We start from the raw sequence: 16,058 nt of genomic DNA, 5'->3' as shown, positions 1-16,058 counted from the left end.
AAGGTTACTGCGAACAGAGTGAACAGTAACATGTTGGTTAAGCGCGAAGGTCAGCTGAGAGTTGCTGGCGCGAGCGGAAAATGTATGGGCGGCTGTGTCCGGGTGGATGCGGCCGCCTGTTTTAACATGGAGGAATGCATATGAGAATAGGAAATCTGGAAGCCTGCCCGGGCGAGAAGAAGGCGGGCTGGATCCCGGTGGACGGCACGCCGTATCGTCTGCCGGTGACAATGATTTGTGGAGGCGACGGAAAAACGACGCTGATCACGGCGGGCGTCCACAGCGGGGAGCATGTGGGCGTGCAGGCGGTGATGGAGCTGGCGGAGGAGCTGCGGCCGGAGGATATTGGCGGGACGGTAATCCTTGTTCCGATCGTGAATGTGAGCGGCTATGGGCAGCGCGGCACGAGCATGGTCTGGGAGGATGGAAAGAATTTAAACCGGGAATTTCCGGGAAACAGGGAAGGTACAACGGCAGAGAAAATCTGCCGGACCGTGACGGATGTTTTATTTCCGGCAGCGGATTATTATATCGACCTGCACAGCGGAGATTATTTTGAAGAACTGCATCCGTATGTGTATTATGTGGGACCGGTAAAGGAACAGGTGCGCGCGGCGGCGCAGGCGATGGCGGCATGTGTGGATACAGAGTATGTTGTGGAATCGCAGGTCACGACCGGAGGTGCTTATAATTATGCCAGCGCAGCCGGGATTCCCTCGATTCTTCTGGAGCGCGGCGGCAGAGGGCTGTGGAGCCGTGCGGAGGTGGAGGCAGACAAAGCGGATGTGAGAAACGTACTGCATCATCTATACGGCGGAGCGGGAATGTCAGACGGTACGCGGGCGGAAGAGGCTCTGCGTGAAGCCGGGAAGCAGACGCTTCTGACAGACGTTCGTTACATAGATGCACCCTGCGGCGGATGCTGGTACCCGTTCTTTTCTGCAGGCGATATCTGTGAGAAGAGCGCGGTTCTCGGTGAGATCCGCGATTATTTTGGAAATGTCATCCATATCTGCCGTGCGGCGGAGCGCTGCGTGATTTTATACCAGACGGTCAGTCTCAATCTGCCGAAAGGAAGTCCGATGGTGGCTTATGGAGTGATCTGACTATGGGCGGCTTTGTCCGCCTGTTTTTTTGTGCACAAAAATCGGGAAATTGTGCGCAAAAAATAAAATACGGGGATTTTTCTTGTAGTTTTCCTTCAGACATGATATGTAAATGTTAATAGAATCGAAGCAGGCAGGGAGATATCATGCTGCCAGGATCAGGAGGATTTTTATGGGCAAAATGCTGCTTTCTCTGAAAAATATATACCGTTTGTTTGCGGTACAGGATTTTCCGGTGTACTCGGAGGCGGTGTTCAGCGAGAAGAACCGGCGCGGGCTGACGCTTGTAAAATTCTGGCAGACTTATCTGGCGGAAGATTTTCGCACCGGACAATACGGAAAAATGATCTGGCGTTCTGAGGGAAAACGGAACCGCCACATTTCCCCGGTGATCAACCGCACCGGCACCCGGCCCGCTTACGGTAATTACGAGGAGGAATGTGTCAGACTTCTTACGCCCCGGGCCTTAAAGCGTCAGCAGGAGCTTTTCGCGGATTTCCTTAAAGAAAGAGAATTTTCCCGGAAAGCTTTTTTGTGGAAGCTGAAAGCGTATCTGAACTGCCTGGAGGAGGATCCGTATTTCGATCAGGAATTGAGCCGGTACTTTCAAAGCGTTTATAAAAGCATTGGGGATGAGGGGCTGGATGAGGAGCGTGGCTTACAGTACAGCGCATGGATGCTGACGCTGCTCACCGTATTTGCTCTGGCAGGGAGTCGGATGGGAAGGCTTAGAGAACAGACCTGCCTCGCCTCTTTTTCTGCGGAGACAGTGGAAGTGGAGCTGCTTTCTGAAAAAAGAAAAAAGTATATCAGATTTCTGACAAAGCAGACGGGAGAGCTGGGAAGGAGTCCTCTGCCGAGTCAGCATTTCTTTGGGCGGGAGCAGGAATTATTCGAACTCCGACAGATGGCGCTCACCGGCGGTCACTATCTTATTTCCGGTATGGGAGGCATCGGCAAGACAGAACTGCTGCGTCAGCTTTTGCGTCTTTGCGCGGAGGAGAATCTCTGCGATATGGCGGCCCTCATTTCCTGGGAAAACAGCATGGCGATGAGCTTTGTCGCCGCCTTTGCAGAAACAGGACATACGGATCTGAACAAAAACTTTAAGGAAATATTAGCGCGCATCCGTCTTCTTGAAAATAAACGCGTGCTGATCTTCATTGATAATATAGACCACACTGCCGCAAAGGATGAGGGAGTGAAGGAGCTTTGCAGTCTGCCCGCAACGATCTTTGCAACCTCCCGGGTGAGGGAGCTGCCCGGATTCACCACCTTCGAGATCAAAAGTCTCAGCGCCGAGGCCGGCAGTCTGATCTTCCGGGATCATTACGGAAAAATGCTGACGAAGGAAAGCCAGGTGGCGCTTCTGCAGATGCTGGAGCATGAGGGGAGCCGGCACCCGCTGACGCTGCGCTTCTTAGGCAGGACCGCCGGCTCCGGCAACTGGAGCCCGGAAGAGCTGAGAGATCGGTTTATGAGAGGCAGCGCGCTGGCTTTCCGGGAGGAAAAGGCGGCGTCGGTGTTTCTTAGACAGGTTTATGAGCGCGTGTATCAGCTCGATCATTTAAGCGGGAAGGACCGGCAGGTACTGGATATCTACACGAGATTACCCTACCGTGCTTATTCCGGAAGCTTTCTGTGGAAATACTTTATGGAACAGACGGAAAGCGCGGCACAGATAGAAAGACGGCTCGGGATGCTGTGCTGGCAGGGGTTCCTTGAAAAATCAGAAAATGGATTTTCCATGCACCCCTTTATAGCAGAGTGCCTGGAAAACCGCGGACCGGGACGGAAGGAATGCTTCTTTGAGCGGGTACTGGAACAGATGACGGCTCTTTTGGAGGGAACGGAAGGCCAGGGAGAGACATGTCCGGATGTTTTAACAAAGTATCTTGAGGGCGGGATGCTTGCGGATGCGTTTGCAAAGGTACCTCAGATCGGAGAAATCTGCCGCATTTTATTGTATTATGAGAAGAAAATGCAGACCGGCAGACGCACTCAGCGTCAGATTGGAATTTTGCTGCTGGCTATCGAAGCGGTTGGTCGGATATACGGATTTTCCGGAGATATGTTCCGGCGGCTTGCACGTTTCCGGCAGGAATATCCGGATCTGCCTTTTGCATGGCGGCTCCGGTGTCTGATTCTGGAGGCATATGATCTTGGAGCGTCTGCAGAGGAATACGAATGTATATTGGCAGAGCTTGAAGAGGATGCTGCAAATGCCATACAGGGGAAAGAATTGGCGGAGCATTTTTATGTGGCTTATATCAGGACATTGATCCACGACGGAAAGTTTCAGAAGGCTCTGGAACAGTGCAGAGTGTTCTGGGAAAAAATACAGGATGCAGGACTGAAATTGGAAATCTCACGTTATATCATAAAGATTCTTCTGGAGAAGAACGATTTCGAAGAGATCCCCTGCTGGATAAAGAGGAGCGAGAGTCTTTTGCCGCCGGAGCCGGATGCGGAGATGGTCAGAGAAATTCTCATGCAAAAGGGCCGCTATTATTTTTTTACAGAACAGTGGGAGATGTTCCGGAAAGCGCAGGAGGAGCTCTGTGCGGGCATCGGGGAGGAGGATATTCTCTGGCAGTATCAGTTCTTTTACTGGAGGGGAATGGCTGAGCTTACCAGAGCGCAGGATGAGAGCGCGGTTGCATCCCTGGAAGCTGCGCGAGAGTACGCCCGCGCTTATTACGGGGAAAATCACACGGAGACGGCATATGTAAGCTATGCCCTGGGATTTTCTCTCTGCCGCATGGGGCAGTATGAAAAAGCTCTTTTCTATACGGAGGAAGCCCTTGCTATTTATGACCGGTATACGGCAACAAAGGGCATGGTCCGGCGCGCAAAAAATAATGTCGGTTATTTGAAAATGAAAATGGGAAAGCTTGTGGAGGCGCGCGTATACCTTACAGAAGTGTACGGGGAGCTGATCTCGGATACGGAGAACCGCGACATCCCGATTACTGCGCAGGTCTGCGATAATCTGGCACGGATCTTTCATGAGCTCGGGGACCGGGAAGAGGAACGGCGCTGGCTTACGGAGGCTGTCGGCTATATGGAGCAGGCATTTGGAACGGAGCATGAGATGACGAGGGAGGCAAAGGAGCGTCTGCAGTTACTGAGAACGGAGTGAACAGTAACCGGCTGGAAGAGTGCCCGGAGGGATAAAAGCGTACACAAAAGACGCAGGTTTGTGCACAAAAAGAACGAAGTACACGCAGGCAATAGGAAAAGTGCCGGAAGTATGGTATTTATAAAGAACTGGCAGCCAGAGAAGCGCCAGCTTCGAATGCCATAAAAGCAGGATAACAGGAGGAAAGAGAAACATGAAGAGAAACATGCTTTGCAGAAATTGCGGGCAAGAGATCCCGGAAAAGTATACGGCTTGCGCTCCACAAAAGCCCAAAGGAAACGGGATTCGCAGGGGTGTCACTCAAATCGCTGCAGTTGCAGCGGCATTTGTGACGGTATACACTGTTACCGGAGCCGGTAACTTCACACAGGCGAAAGCTTTTGATGTACCGGACAGTTTTACCTTTGATACCCAGGAAAAGGAAAACGAATGCAAAACGTTTGTCATGGAGGGCGATACAGGCCGCACATATACGAAGTTTTTTTATGGAGAGGACGGAATTGTCGATACAGTTTCCGGAGCAATCACGGTGTATGATGCAGCGGCGGTGGATGTAAGCTACCTGGACGGACTCAGAGAAGATGCCGAAATTGCATCGGATTTACTGGAAGAAATGGGCGTAAGCGATGCCTCCTTTGTGATAGTGACAGAAAATACTGAAAGCTATGATTACAGCGAGACGTTTGAATTTGCATCTTTGGAGGAGCATACGGACGTGGCGGAGCTGGCGGCAGCCTTTATCGGATTTGAGGCTGACAACGGCAGAATAACGATTGACAAAGCCGGGGAGGCTATGCTTGGCTTTGGTTATACCTTACTGGAGACGACCTATGACGTGCCGGATTTTTCAATGGATTTGGAGAAAGAGGAAAGCAGCGCGGAGACGGAAAACAGTATAGGAGCGGAAAGCAGTACGGAGGCGTATCCGGGAGAGTCGACCGACTGGCATGAGGGCAGCGCGGGAGTTTCGTGGATCACCTTTGATTTTCTGAACAGTAGGGTGAATCTGATCCGCGGTCACATTTACAGTACGGACATTCCGGATGGAAGCAGCTTCGTAAACGCCGCTCAGGCGGCAGAGATGCGTCTGGAGGAACTGAAAGCGGGCGGCTACATGTATCGCGAAAACTCTTCCCTGATCATCATAGCAGAGGATGCTGCATCCGGCGGATACAGGGTGGATTTTGTTTTCAGTTGTCTGGATAAAGACCCTTATGTGGCGGAGCTGGCGACATCGCTTCTGGAAATTGAAATGGAAGCGGGAGAAATAGATTATCTTACAGCGTCGCGTACAGTGAGAGCAGGTTTTGGTCTTGACGATGGAGGCGTCTGGGGATGGGAAGGCAGGGATTTTGAAATTAAATATTCGGATTCGGGCTACGATTATTGCAGGGTTGGTTTGCAGAGCGAAGAAGATTCTGCTTTTGTGTCCAGGGTGACTGTGGATGTGAATTTAAATTCCAGCGTGGACGGATATGAAGATCTGGTGACAAGTTATGTGATGATGACAGAAAAAATCAGACAAAGTGACTGGTCGGAGCTTGTTTCCATCAGCATTGGGGAAGAAGAATATCAAGAGGACTATTTCTGGGTGTGGCTGGATTTTCAGTGTCTGGATGAAGGGAATCCGGATGCGGCTGCATTTGTTGCGGAGTGTCTGGGACTCCCCGTACAAAGCGGATTCCTGCTGGCGGAGGAATGCGGGCAGTCTTTGCTGGATCAGGGCTTTGCTCTGACAGGACAGAATGGATGGTCGACCAGAGAGTAAGACCAAAAGGAACTGCATCGCATTCCTCTGGCGTTAAGAATAAGAACATTAAGAAAAAGTAGAAATTGTATTTAGAAGAATCAAAATGAAACGGCAAGCCAGACGGAAATGCAAGATAGAAGGAGGAGCAGATTATAAGCAGGTTTTGTGAAAAGCTGAAAGCTGTGATGATACTTGCGGCAATGGCTGCAGCAGCATCTGTTATGGCAAACAGAAGAGCAATTTTTGACGGATTGCAGCAGACCGCAAATATACAAAACAAACAGCCGGAAGGGCTGGACGGGGAGATGTTTCCTTTTTACGCCCTGCTGCCAGACCGGGAAAAAGTAGTATATGAAGAAATATTAGCCGGTATTGAAAATGGAGAAAAGGAGATAGTTCCCTCTTACGAATTACGCAGATCGACTGTCAGCAATATTTTACATTACATATCGTACGATCAGCCTCAGTTATTCTGGTACGAGTCAAACGATTGCCTTTTTACATGCGGCGGCGATACAGAGAAGGTTTTGAAAATAGAGATTGGATATAATATCCTCGCCCAGGATCTGGAGCATAATCGGGCGCTGGTGGAGGATGCTGCCGACAGAGTATTGCAGGAAGCGGACGGTCTTTCTGATATAGAGGCAGAGAGATTTTTTCATGATTATCTGTGCAAAAATACAACCTATCAGTCGGGTGCATATGATCAAAACATTTACAGCGTTTTTGTTGAAAATAGAACGGTATGTTCTGGTTATACGCGTGCGTTTCAATATCTGATGATGAAACGGGGCGTTCCCTGCTATTTTTGTGTGGGTACACTTTACAGTATGGAAGAAAGAGACTGGGTCTATCATGCATGGAATCTGATAAAAATCAATGGGAATTATTATAATTGTGATGTTACATGGGATGATTTTTATAATGAAGCAGACAAATATCCGTCTTATATAGCCTATGAGTATTTCAATACATTGGATGCGCAAATTATCTTTGAGGTTGAAAGCGGTCTTGGACGGTTAAGAACAGGAGAGGGAATGCTGCTGCCGGCGTGCGATGCTGACGATGTGAGTTATCAGGCGCTGTACGGGACAGAGTGGGAATATGATGTAATAGGTCAGTTAGGACTTGACGGTACACATATGATAGATTCTGTCGAATCGTTTTTCGATTTTCTTTATACGCAGGCGATAAACAGAGGAATTGGGGACCACCGTCTCACCTTTCTTGTAAAGGGCAGTGATACCATAGAGCAGATAGAAAATCTTTCCGGTGACGAGTACCAATATAGTCTGATTTATCCGGTGGCGGATTATATCGGCAGTTCCGGCTGGTCAGGCATGAACTTTCAGTATCAATACTATCCGTTGTGTCCGTATGACGAATATTTTTATATGGAATATCAATTGGATTTCTATTAACGAATGAAGGAGGAACAAGCAGAATGTTTTGTCAGAATTGCGGGAAGCAGATTCCGGAAAATGCAAAATTTTGCAACCATTGCGGCGCAGCACAGGTTAGTAACGCCGCGCAGAAGACATCCCGAAACAATACGCAGCCACAGCAGCGGCAGTCGGATCAGCAGATTGATGAAAAAGCCTTTAAGAAGTATGTGACGCCATATATAGCGCGGAATATTTTTATTGTGATGTGCGGTCTTACAATAGCCTGTTTATTCATATTGCCGCAGGGAGCATTTATCTACGGGGGCGTGGCAATCTGCTTTGGGATACCGTGGGCGATAGGCAGAAGCCGTGTAAGCAAAGGCATTTCTGCCATGTGCACGTCGGGTGCCTATGAAGAAATGCTTCGGGAATTTGCCGCTTCCTCGCCTATACTTGACGGGAAGGTCCGTTATAGTGAAAACTATGTTTTTGGAAAAGGCTCCGGCCGTTTCTTCCGGTACAGGGATATCGGATGGGTTTACCGGCATAGGGTAAGCTATTTGTTTATCCCGATCATGTCAGAAGCAATGATTGGCGATAATAAGGGAAAAATAGGATCCTTCTGCAAATTAAAACTGAGCAATAATGCAGGAAGCGAGGAAATAAAGGCGCTTGCTGCGCTTATTCACACAAAAAATCCGCAGGTTCTGTTGGGATTTGATGCGGCAAGACAGAAGGAATACAAACATAGGACACGATGAGGTGATATGAAGGACCGGGGGGGACTGCTAAATTAAAAAAAAGCTGGCAAAATACTCGGTACCACATTTGTATGTGTAATTGCATTTATAGCGGCGAGTACCGAAAAAGAACGAACAAATGCGTGAATATAATAGAAAAATTACTGAAAGTATGGTATGATAAAAAGCTGACAGTTGGGGAAGCGTCAGCTTTGGATGACATAAAAAGGATAGGAGGAAAAGGAAAATGAGAGGGAACAGAAAGTGCGCGATGATGACTGTTTTTGCAGTTGGAGCAGCAGCGGCATTGTCCTTGACGGCGAGTGCGGAGATATCACTGGAAAAGGCATATGAAGTGGCGGGGACGGGCAGATTTGTGAACGGCTCTAACCTGTTGATCATGGAGGGCAATTCCGGCTATTATCTTACCTCTATGGACGGACAGGTAAAGTCAGAGGAGATTTATAGAAGAACGACGGAAAATGAGTATGGAATGATTATTGTAAATCAAAATAACGAAGAGCTTAACAATACCGGCGCATTAAATCAGAACGGTCAGGAGATGATCCCGACAAAATATGGAGACATCAATGTGCTGAATGACGAGTGGACGCTGGGTATTACGCTGAAGGAAGCAACTGCCGATCAGTACGATTATGAAAATCTCTGGGGTGACGAGGCTTACTACCTGATCGATACGGTGGATGTTTACCATGTGGCGGACGGAGCAGCAACCTGCCTTGCTACGCTTCCGAGAGAAAATATTATGGATGTAAAGGCATACGGTTCCTATATTAACATTCAGGATCGGGCAACCGGTACTGTGGATACCTATGATGCTTCCTTTCAGAAAGTAGCTTCGGATGTCGGGGATATTTATGCAGAGCCGGAAGCAAATGTCAAACTGGTTGTTTACCGTGAGGATGGGAAGTACGGCGTGAAGGATGCACAGGGAAATATCGTGACAGAACCGTCGTTCAGTATGATTGGAGATTTCAGGTATGGGTATGCTGAGGTGTACAGCGACGATAAAAGAGGACTGATCGACGGGCAGGGCAATGTGGTCGTCGAGCCGGTTTACGATGATGTTGAGAGCCTGTTTTACCTGCCCTATGTCAATGAATACGGAGCAGGCTATGGCTATAATGCAAACGGCTATTTCGCTGTGGTACAGGACGGAAAATTTGGATATATAGATAGTCAGGGAAATACGACCATGGAACCGAAATATTCAGAAAGTGCGGTAGAGGTGAACGGTGTTACGGCTATTCTGACGGATCTGGAAGGAAATGAACGGCTTCTTGCTGCGGACGGAACAGAAACAGTGGTAGAGGGATATGAGAGGATCGTCCCGCTGCAGAATGGAAGCGGCTTCTATTACAGAACAGAGGATGCCGAATATAACGAAGGTATGATCGACTGGCATGGCAATGAGATTATTCCGTGTGAAAATGATGACATTGTGATCTCCGGCGACGGAAAATATGTGCTTGTGGATGCTGATTACAGCGACGGTATAGTTGAGATTTATAAGCTTCCGGGTGCAGAAACAGAAGCACTGGCGGAAGAAACCACAGCGGCAGCGGAAACAGAAGCGCCGACGGAAGAGACTGCGGCGGCAGCGGAAACAGAAGCGCCGGCGCAAGAGACCGCAGCGGCAGCGGAAACAGAAGCGCCGGCGGAAGAGACCGCGGCGGCAGCGGAAACAGAAGCATCGGCGGAAGAAACCACGGCGGCAGCGGAAACGGAAGCGCCGGCGGAAGAAACCGGAGACACAGGTTCCGCTAAAGCGCTTCTGGAGAGCGCAGCGACTCTTCTTGACAATGACAGTGCCGAAATACGGACATCCGTAAAAATTCTTGTTCAGCAGGCTGCAGCCGCGATCGGCGACCAGAATGAAGCAGCGGTGATCTTGCTGGATAATGTGCTTGAGATGCTGGAAACAGAGGGGACAGATGCGGCAGGCATCAAAGGAGTCATTACGAGCGTGACTGCGCTGCTGTAAAAAATGTTGCGGACGTGCGTCTGCACGCCGAACAAAAGAGCCGTGCAGCTTCATGTGCTGTGCACGGCTTTTTTGTATCGTGAAAAGTACAAGAATTTTTATTTTTTGCGCAAGGGAAAATAGACAAGTTGCCAGATTTGTGATATGATAAATCCATATGAGAAGCTTCGGGCGCTGCCGGGCGTGCAGGGCACGGGCTTCGTGTCATATGGTACACATATGAAACAATGAATCCTTTGGGATTCAAAAAAATAAGGAGGAATATCAAAAATGGCAAGAAAAATGAAAACCATGGATGGTAACCATGCTGCAGCTCATGCTTCTTATGCATACAGTGATGTGGCGGCTATCTTCCCGATCACCCCGTCATCTGTTATGGCTGAAGCTACAGACGAATGGGCAACCCAGGGCAGAAAGAACATCTTTGGCCAGGAAGTTCAGGTTACAGAGATGCAGTCCGAGGCAGGTGCAGCAGGCGCTGTACACGGTTCCCTGTCAGCAGGTGCTCTGACAACTACCTACACAGCTTCTCAGGGTCTTCTTCTGATGATCCCGAACCTGTACAAAATCGCTGGTGAGCAGCTTCCGGGCGTATTCAACGTATCCGCTCGTGCGATCGCAAGCCATGCGCTTTCCATCTTCGGAGATCACTCCGACGTTTACGCATGTCGTCAGACAGGTGCGGCTATGCTGTGCGAATCTTCCGTACAGGAAGTTATGGACCTTACACCGGTTGCACACTGTGCAGCGATCAAGGGACGTATCCCGTTCATCAACTTCTTCGATGGTTTCCGTACATCTCACGAGATCCAGAAGATCGAGACATGGGATTACGAAGATCTGAAAGATATGGTAGATATGGATGCAGTTGATGCATTCAGAAAACATGCGCTGAATCCGAATCATCCGTGCCAGAGAGGTTCTGCACAGAACCCGGATATCTTCTTCCAGGCTCGTGAAGCATGTAACCCGTACTATGATGCTATGCCGGCAATCGTACAGGAATACATGGACAAAGTAAACGCTAAGATCGGCACAAACTACAAGCTGTTCAACTACTACGGCGCAGAGGATGCTGAAAAAGTTATCGTAGCAATGGGTTCCGTATGTGATACCATCGAAGAGACCATCGACTACCTGATGGCAGCAGGCGAGAAGGTCGGCGTTGTAAAGGTTCGTCTTTACAGACCGTTCAGCGCAGAGGCTCTGATCGCAGCTATCCCGGAGACCGTGAAGCAGATCACTGTTCTCGACAGAACAAAAGAGCCGGGCGCTATGGGCGAGCCGCTGTTCTTGGACGTTGTTGCAGCTCTGAAGGGCTCCAAATTTGATTCTGTTCCGGTATTCACAGGACGTTATGGCCTTGGTTCCAAGGATACCACACCGGCACAGATCGTTGCAGTATATAACAACACCACAAAGCAGAAATTCACCCTTGGTATCGTAGATGATGTTACCAACCTGTCTCTGGAACTGGGCGCTCCGCTCGTTACCACACCGGAAGGAACCATCAACTGCAAATTCTGGGGTCTGGGCGCAGACGGTACCGTAGGTGCTAATAAGAACTCCATCAAGATCATCGGCGACAACACCGATATGTACGCACAGGCTTACTTCGATTATGACTCCAAGAAGTCCGGCGGTGTTACAATGTCCCACCTTCGTTTTGGTAAGAAGCCGATTAAATCTACCTACCTTATTCATAAGGCAAACTTCGTTGCATGCCACAACCCGTCCTATGTACGTAAGTACAACATGGTACAGGAGCTGGTAGACGGCGGTACATTCCTTCTGAACTGCCCGTGGGATATGGAAGGTATCGAGAAGCATCTTCCGGGACAGGTTAAGAGCTTTATCGCAAACCACAACATCAAATTCTATGTAATTGATGGTATTAAGATCGGTAAGGAGATTGGTCTTGGACAGCGTATCAACACTGTTCTGCAGTCCGCATTCTTCAAACTGGCGAACATCATTCCGGAGGAGCAGGCAATCGACCTCATGAAGGCTGCTGCAAAGGCTACCTACGGACGTAAGGGTGACGCGATCGTTCAGATGAACTACGATGCGATCGACGCCGGCGCAAAGCAGGTTGTTGAGATCACCGTTCCGGAAAGCTGGAAGGATGCTGCAGAGGAAGATATCATCGCAAAGGATGTTACCGGAAAGAGACAGGATGTTGTTGATTTCGTAAATACCGTACAGCACGCTGTAAACGCACAGGAAGGAAACAACCTGCCGGTATCTGCATTCAAGGATTACGTGGATGGTTCCACACCGTCCGGCGCTGCTGCATTCGAGAAGCGCGGCATCGCAGTAGATATCCCGGTTTGGAATCCGGAAAACTGTATCCAGTGTAACAGATGTTCTTATGTCTGCCCGCACGCTGTTATCCGTCCGATCGCTCTGACAGAAGAGGAAGCGGCTGCAGCTCCGGAAGGCATGAAGACTCTGCCGATGACTGGTATGGCTGGCTACAAGTTCGCTATGGTAGTATCCGCTTATGACTGTACCGGATGCGGCTCCTGCGCAAATGTCTGCCCGGGCAAGAAGGGTGCAAAGGCGCTCACCATGGAAAACATGGAAGCAAACGCAGCAAGCCAGAAGTACTTCGACTACGGCGTAGAGCTGCCGATCAAGACAGATGTTGTAGAGAAATTCAAAGAAAATACCGTAAAAGGTTCTCAGTTTAAACAGCCGCTGCTTGAATTCTCTGGCGCATGCGCAGGCTGTGGCGAGACACCGTATGCAAAACTGATCACCCAGCTGTTCGGTGACAGAATGTATGTTGCAAACGCAACAGGATGCTCCTCTATCTGGGGTAACTCTTCACCGTCCACACCGTACACTGTAAACGCTAAGGGACAGGGTCCGGCATGGTCCAACTCTCTGTTCGAGGATAACGCAGAATTCGGTTATGGTATGCTGCTGGCTCAGAAAGCGCTCCGTGACGGCCTGAAAGTAAAGGTACAGGCTCTGCTTGACTGCGACTGCTGCGGCGAAGACGTAAAGGCTGCTGCACAGGAATGGCTGGATACCTTCAGCGTAGGCGGCGCAAACAGCGTAGCTACTGACAAGCTTGTTGCAGCATGCGAGGCATGCGGATGCGACGACTGCCAGGAGGTTCTGAAGAACAAAGACTTCCTCGCTAAGAAATCTCAGTGGATCTTCGGCGGCGACGGATGGGCATACGATATCGGATTCGGCGGCGTTGACCACGTTCTTGCAAGCGGCATGGACATCAACGTAATGGTATTCGATACCGAGGTTTACTCCAACACAGGCGGACAGGCTTCCAAGGCTACACAGCCGGGTGCTATCGCACAGTTCGCTGCTGCAGGTAAAGAAGTGAAGAAGAAAGATATGGCTTCCATCGCTATGTCCTACGGCTATGTATACGTAGCACAGATCGCTATGGGTGCTGATTACAACCAGACCGTTAAGGCTCTTGCAGAGGCAGAGGCTTATCCGGGACCGTCACTGATCATCGCTTACGCTCCGTGTATCAACCATGGTATCAAGAAGGGCATGAGCAAGGCTCAGACCGAGGAAGAGCTGGCTGTAAAGACTGGTTACTGGCATCTGTTCCGCTTCAATCCGCAGGCAGAGAACAAGTTCACCCTGGATTCCAAGGCTCCGGATTACACCGGATACGAAGAATTCCTCAACGGCGAGGTACGTTACAATTCTCTGAAGCGTGCTAATCCGGAAAGAGCTGCAAGACTCTTCGCAAAGAACCAGAAGTGCAACGAAGAAAGATATGCATATCTGAACAAACTGGTTGGACTGCATGCAGCAGACAAAGAGTAAATTCAGATAATTTATGGGGACCGGCGCATATGCGCATACACCCATAAGAATGCAGTTTTAATTCCGCAGGGCGGCATGGCCGAAAGGCTGTGCCGTTCTGCCTTTTTCCTTTGGAAAGGTCAAAGATTATTATTGACAATGGAGAAAAAGCGTTCTATACTTAGTAAAAGTTGATAAATCAATTATCAGCTACAATAACTGAATAGTAATAATGTCTTCAGGGCAGGGTGAAATTCCCGATCGGCGGTAAAGTCCGCGAGCGTAAAAAATGCTGATTTGGTGAAAGTCCAAAACCGACAGTATAGTCTGGATTTGAAGAAGGTGTGTTGAAAACGATAGGGTAATCCTATTTTTATGCACTCTTTTTCTGTCGATTGATTTATGGTTTGCTCTGATGACGTTCTCAATACACCGAAAAAATTAACACCTAAAGGCATTTTATTGCTTTTAGGTGTTATTTTTTAGGAGGTATTAAAATGAAGCGTAAAACAAAAGAAATTTCAACCGTAGGTATGTTATGTGCCATTGCATATGTGGCAGTAGTTGCCGGTCGTATTCCACTTATTCTTTTTCTGAAATACGACCCGAAAGATATTGTTATAGCGATAAGCGGATTGATTTTTGGTCCGTTTACTTCATTTGTTATTGCGTTTATCGTGTCATTAATAGAAATGTTTACAATTAGTGAAAACGGTGTTCTGGGATTTATAATGAATATTATTTCAAGCTGTTCTTTTGCATGTACAGCAGCATTTATCTATAAAAGAAAACACAGACTATCTGGCGCAATTATCGGAATTCTTTGCGGTTGGGGCTGTATGGTCTGCGTAATGCTGCTTTGGAATTATCTGATTACTCCGATTTATATGGGTTATCCAAGGGAAGAAGTTGTCAGACTGTTGCTTCCGGCATTTCTTCCTTTCAATTTCATCAAAGGAGGACTAAATGCGGCTATTACGATGCTTCTTTACAAACCTGTTATTACGGCACTGAGATATTCCGGTCTGGTAGAACAAAATAAGGCAACGGAAAAAGCTCGCATAAATATTGGTGTGATATTAGTTGCTTTCCTCATAATTATAACTTGCATATTGCTGATTTTGTCACTTAATGGCATATTCTAAAATATAGAAAAAATCTGATAAAGCTAAAAAATCACTGCCCGTATATGGTATGCTTTTTCTTATCTATCGGGGAAGCAGTAACTACGGTAATAAAGAATGTCTGCATACATGGAAGCCGGGTTGCCGCACTTCGGAGCGGATTCCGGAGAACGCCCGGCGCAGTCCCCGAATGCATACCTGCAGGAGTTGCCACTGGCAGAGTTCTTTGGATGCATAGCAACAAAAAAAGCTGACAACAGGCGTCAGCTTTTTCTGCATATTTTTAGGATGTTATTTGGCGTTTGTTAAGCTGCCTTCGGCTTCGCTTCTTTTGTCTTCTTCATATACAGAGAGATCTCTGAAAACAGGAAGCTGAGTACCAGGAGCGCCGCACAGATGTAAATCTCGTTCATGTGCTGGAACGGCTCGATTCCGTAAATGGTATCGGAGATCGGCCAGATCATCATGCGGATGAACATCAGAAATGCGATGCCGCTGCCTGCGCAGAGCACTACCGGAGCGTATGCCGCGATCTTATTGATCAGCAGCATCACGATAGCGACGCCTGCGGTGATACCAAGAAGAAGGCAGATGTTTGAATCATAAATTTTTTCCTTATATGTGATAGAACTGAATTTTGTCCCGTACATAAAAGCGGATACAGCGCAAAGAACCGCGGCGATAATGCCGACATAAAAGCCGAGCGCTTTTTTTACGGGGGCTTTTTGTGTGTTTGTCATAAGAAAACTCCTTTCCCTCTCGATTCTTAGATTAGGAATACAGCTTAAAAGAGAGCAGCGGGCGCGCTGCGCGCCGGTGTACGGACAGGCGAACGTGCTTCTTTTAAATTTTTCATGCGCGTCTCAGAATTTGTCCGCAGCCGTCCGAAAACCGCATTTTCCGGATACCGTGCAGAAAAATCCGCAGAAAACTCACGCATATCGTCAAAAACAATTATGACATGGAATAGGATTTCTGTCAAATTGCCGGAAAATGAATAAACGGTTTCGGAAAATA

General features: G+C 48.5%; 9 protein-coding genes and 1 riboswitch. Of the genes, 8 read left to right on the top strand and 1 reads right to left on the bottom strand.

All coding sequences use genetic code 11. The features are described 5' to 3' along the window. The first annotated feature begins 140 nt into the window (after positions 1–140). The 8 genes from ACLU9Q_RS01470 to ACLU9Q_RS01435 all read left to right on the top strand — a co-directional run bounded on the left by ACLU9Q_RS01470 (position 141) and on the right by ACLU9Q_RS01435 (position 15,062). Positions 141–1,106 (top strand): succinylglutamate desuccinylase/aspartoacylase family protein, encoded by a 966-nt coding sequence (locus ACLU9Q_RS01470; RefSeq protein WP_412624577.1) that lies wholly within the window; start codon positions 141–143, stop codon positions 1,104–1,106. 172 nt (positions 1,107–1,278) lie between these two features. Continuing rightward, entirely contained in the window at positions 1,279–4,248 is a 2,970-nt protein-coding gene (locus ACLU9Q_RS01465; RefSeq protein ID WP_412624576.1) for a tetratricopeptide repeat protein, read from the top strand. A gap of 193 nt (positions 4,249–4,441) precedes the next feature. Continuing rightward, entirely contained in the window at positions 4,442–6,016 is a 1,575-nt protein-coding gene (locus ACLU9Q_RS01460; RefSeq protein WP_412624575.1) for a hypothetical protein, read from the top strand. A 203-nt stretch (positions 6,017–6,219) separates the two neighbouring features. Beyond that, positions 6,220–7,419 carry a transglutaminase domain-containing protein gene (locus ACLU9Q_RS01455; RefSeq protein ID WP_296839892.1) on the top strand — a complete coding sequence of 400 codons (1,200 nt, stop codon included), beginning with the start codon at positions 6,220–6,222 and terminating at the stop codon, positions 7,417–7,419. 23 nt (positions 7,420–7,442) lie between these two features. Then, positions 7,443–8,144 carry a zinc ribbon domain-containing protein gene (locus tag ACLU9Q_RS01450; RefSeq protein ID WP_296839890.1) on the top strand — a complete coding sequence of 234 codons (702 nt, stop codon included), beginning with the start codon at positions 7,443–7,445 and terminating at the stop codon, positions 8,142–8,144. Positions 8,145–8,370: 226 nt separating this feature from the next. After that, on the top strand, positions 8,371–10,128 hold the full coding sequence (locus tag ACLU9Q_RS01445) for a WG repeat-containing protein (protein ID WP_412624574.1): 1,758 nt from the start codon (positions 8,371–8,373) through the stop codon (positions 10,126–10,128). Positions 10,129–10,398: 270 nt separating this feature from the next. Beyond that, complete coding sequence (nifJ, locus tag ACLU9Q_RS01440) at positions 10,399–13,938, top strand: pyruvate:ferredoxin (flavodoxin) oxidoreductase (protein WP_296907870.1); 3,540 nt, start codon at positions 10,399–10,401, stop codon at positions 13,936–13,938. Positions 13,939–14,147: 209 nt separating this feature from the next. After that, positions 14,148–14,265: riboswitch (FMN riboswitch) on the top strand. 149 nt (positions 14,266–14,414) lie between these two features. Beyond that, positions 14,415–15,062, top strand: coding sequence for an ECF transporter S component (locus tag ACLU9Q_RS01435; RefSeq protein ID WP_412624573.1), 648 nt, complete (start codon positions 14,415–14,417; stop codon positions 15,060–15,062). 284 nt (positions 15,063–15,346) lie between these two features. Here ACLU9Q_RS01435 and ACLU9Q_RS01430 read toward each other — a convergent pair whose 3' ends face one another. Further along, positions 15,347–15,781: a hypothetical protein gene (locus ACLU9Q_RS01430; protein WP_296839088.1), complete on the bottom strand. Its 435-nt coding sequence runs from the start codon at positions 15,779–15,781 to the stop codon at positions 15,347–15,349. Positions 15,782–16,058 lie beyond the last annotated feature (277 nt).

Source organism: Marvinbryantia sp. (assembly GCF_047017445.1).
GTDB lineage: Bacteria > Bacillota > Clostridia > Lachnospirales > Lachnospiraceae > Marvinbryantia.
The sequence above is the reverse complement of the archived record's forward strand: the minus strand, read 5'-3'. Positions and strand labels throughout refer to the sequence as shown.

Bases quoted from the DNA above. Each gene is read 5' to 3' on its own strand.
- ACLU9Q_RS01430 (WP_296839088.1), bottom strand. From the start codon at position 15,781: ATGACAAACACACAAAAAGCCCCCGTAAAAAAAGCGCTCGGCTTTTAT.
- ACLU9Q_RS01470 (WP_412624577.1), top strand. From the start codon at position 141: ATGAGAATAGGAAATCTGGAAGCCTGCCCGGGCGAGAAGAAGGCGGGC.
- ACLU9Q_RS01460 (WP_412624575.1), top strand. From the start codon at position 4,442: ATGAAGAGAAACATGCTTTGCAGAAATTGCGGGCAAGAGATCCCGGAA.
- ACLU9Q_RS01435 (WP_412624573.1), top strand. From the start codon at position 14,415: ATGAAGCGTAAAACAAAAGAAATTTCAACCGTAGGTATGTTATGTGCC.
- ACLU9Q_RS01445 (WP_412624574.1), top strand. From the start codon at position 8,371: ATGAGAGGGAACAGAAAGTGCGCGATGATGACTGTTTTTGCAGTTGGA.
- ACLU9Q_RS01465 (WP_412624576.1), top strand. From the start codon at position 1,279: ATGGGCAAAATGCTGCTTTCTCTGAAAAATATATACCGTTTGTTTGCG.
- ACLU9Q_RS01450 (WP_296839890.1), top strand. From the start codon at position 7,443: ATGTTTTGTCAGAATTGCGGGAAGCAGATTCCGGAAAATGCAAAATTT.
- ACLU9Q_RS01455 (WP_296839892.1), top strand. From the start codon at position 6,220: ATGGCAAACAGAAGAGCAATTTTTGACGGATTGCAGCAGACCGCAAAT.
- nifJ (WP_296907870.1), top strand. From the start codon at position 10,399: ATGGCAAGAAAAATGAAAACCATGGATGGTAACCATGCTGCAGCTCAT.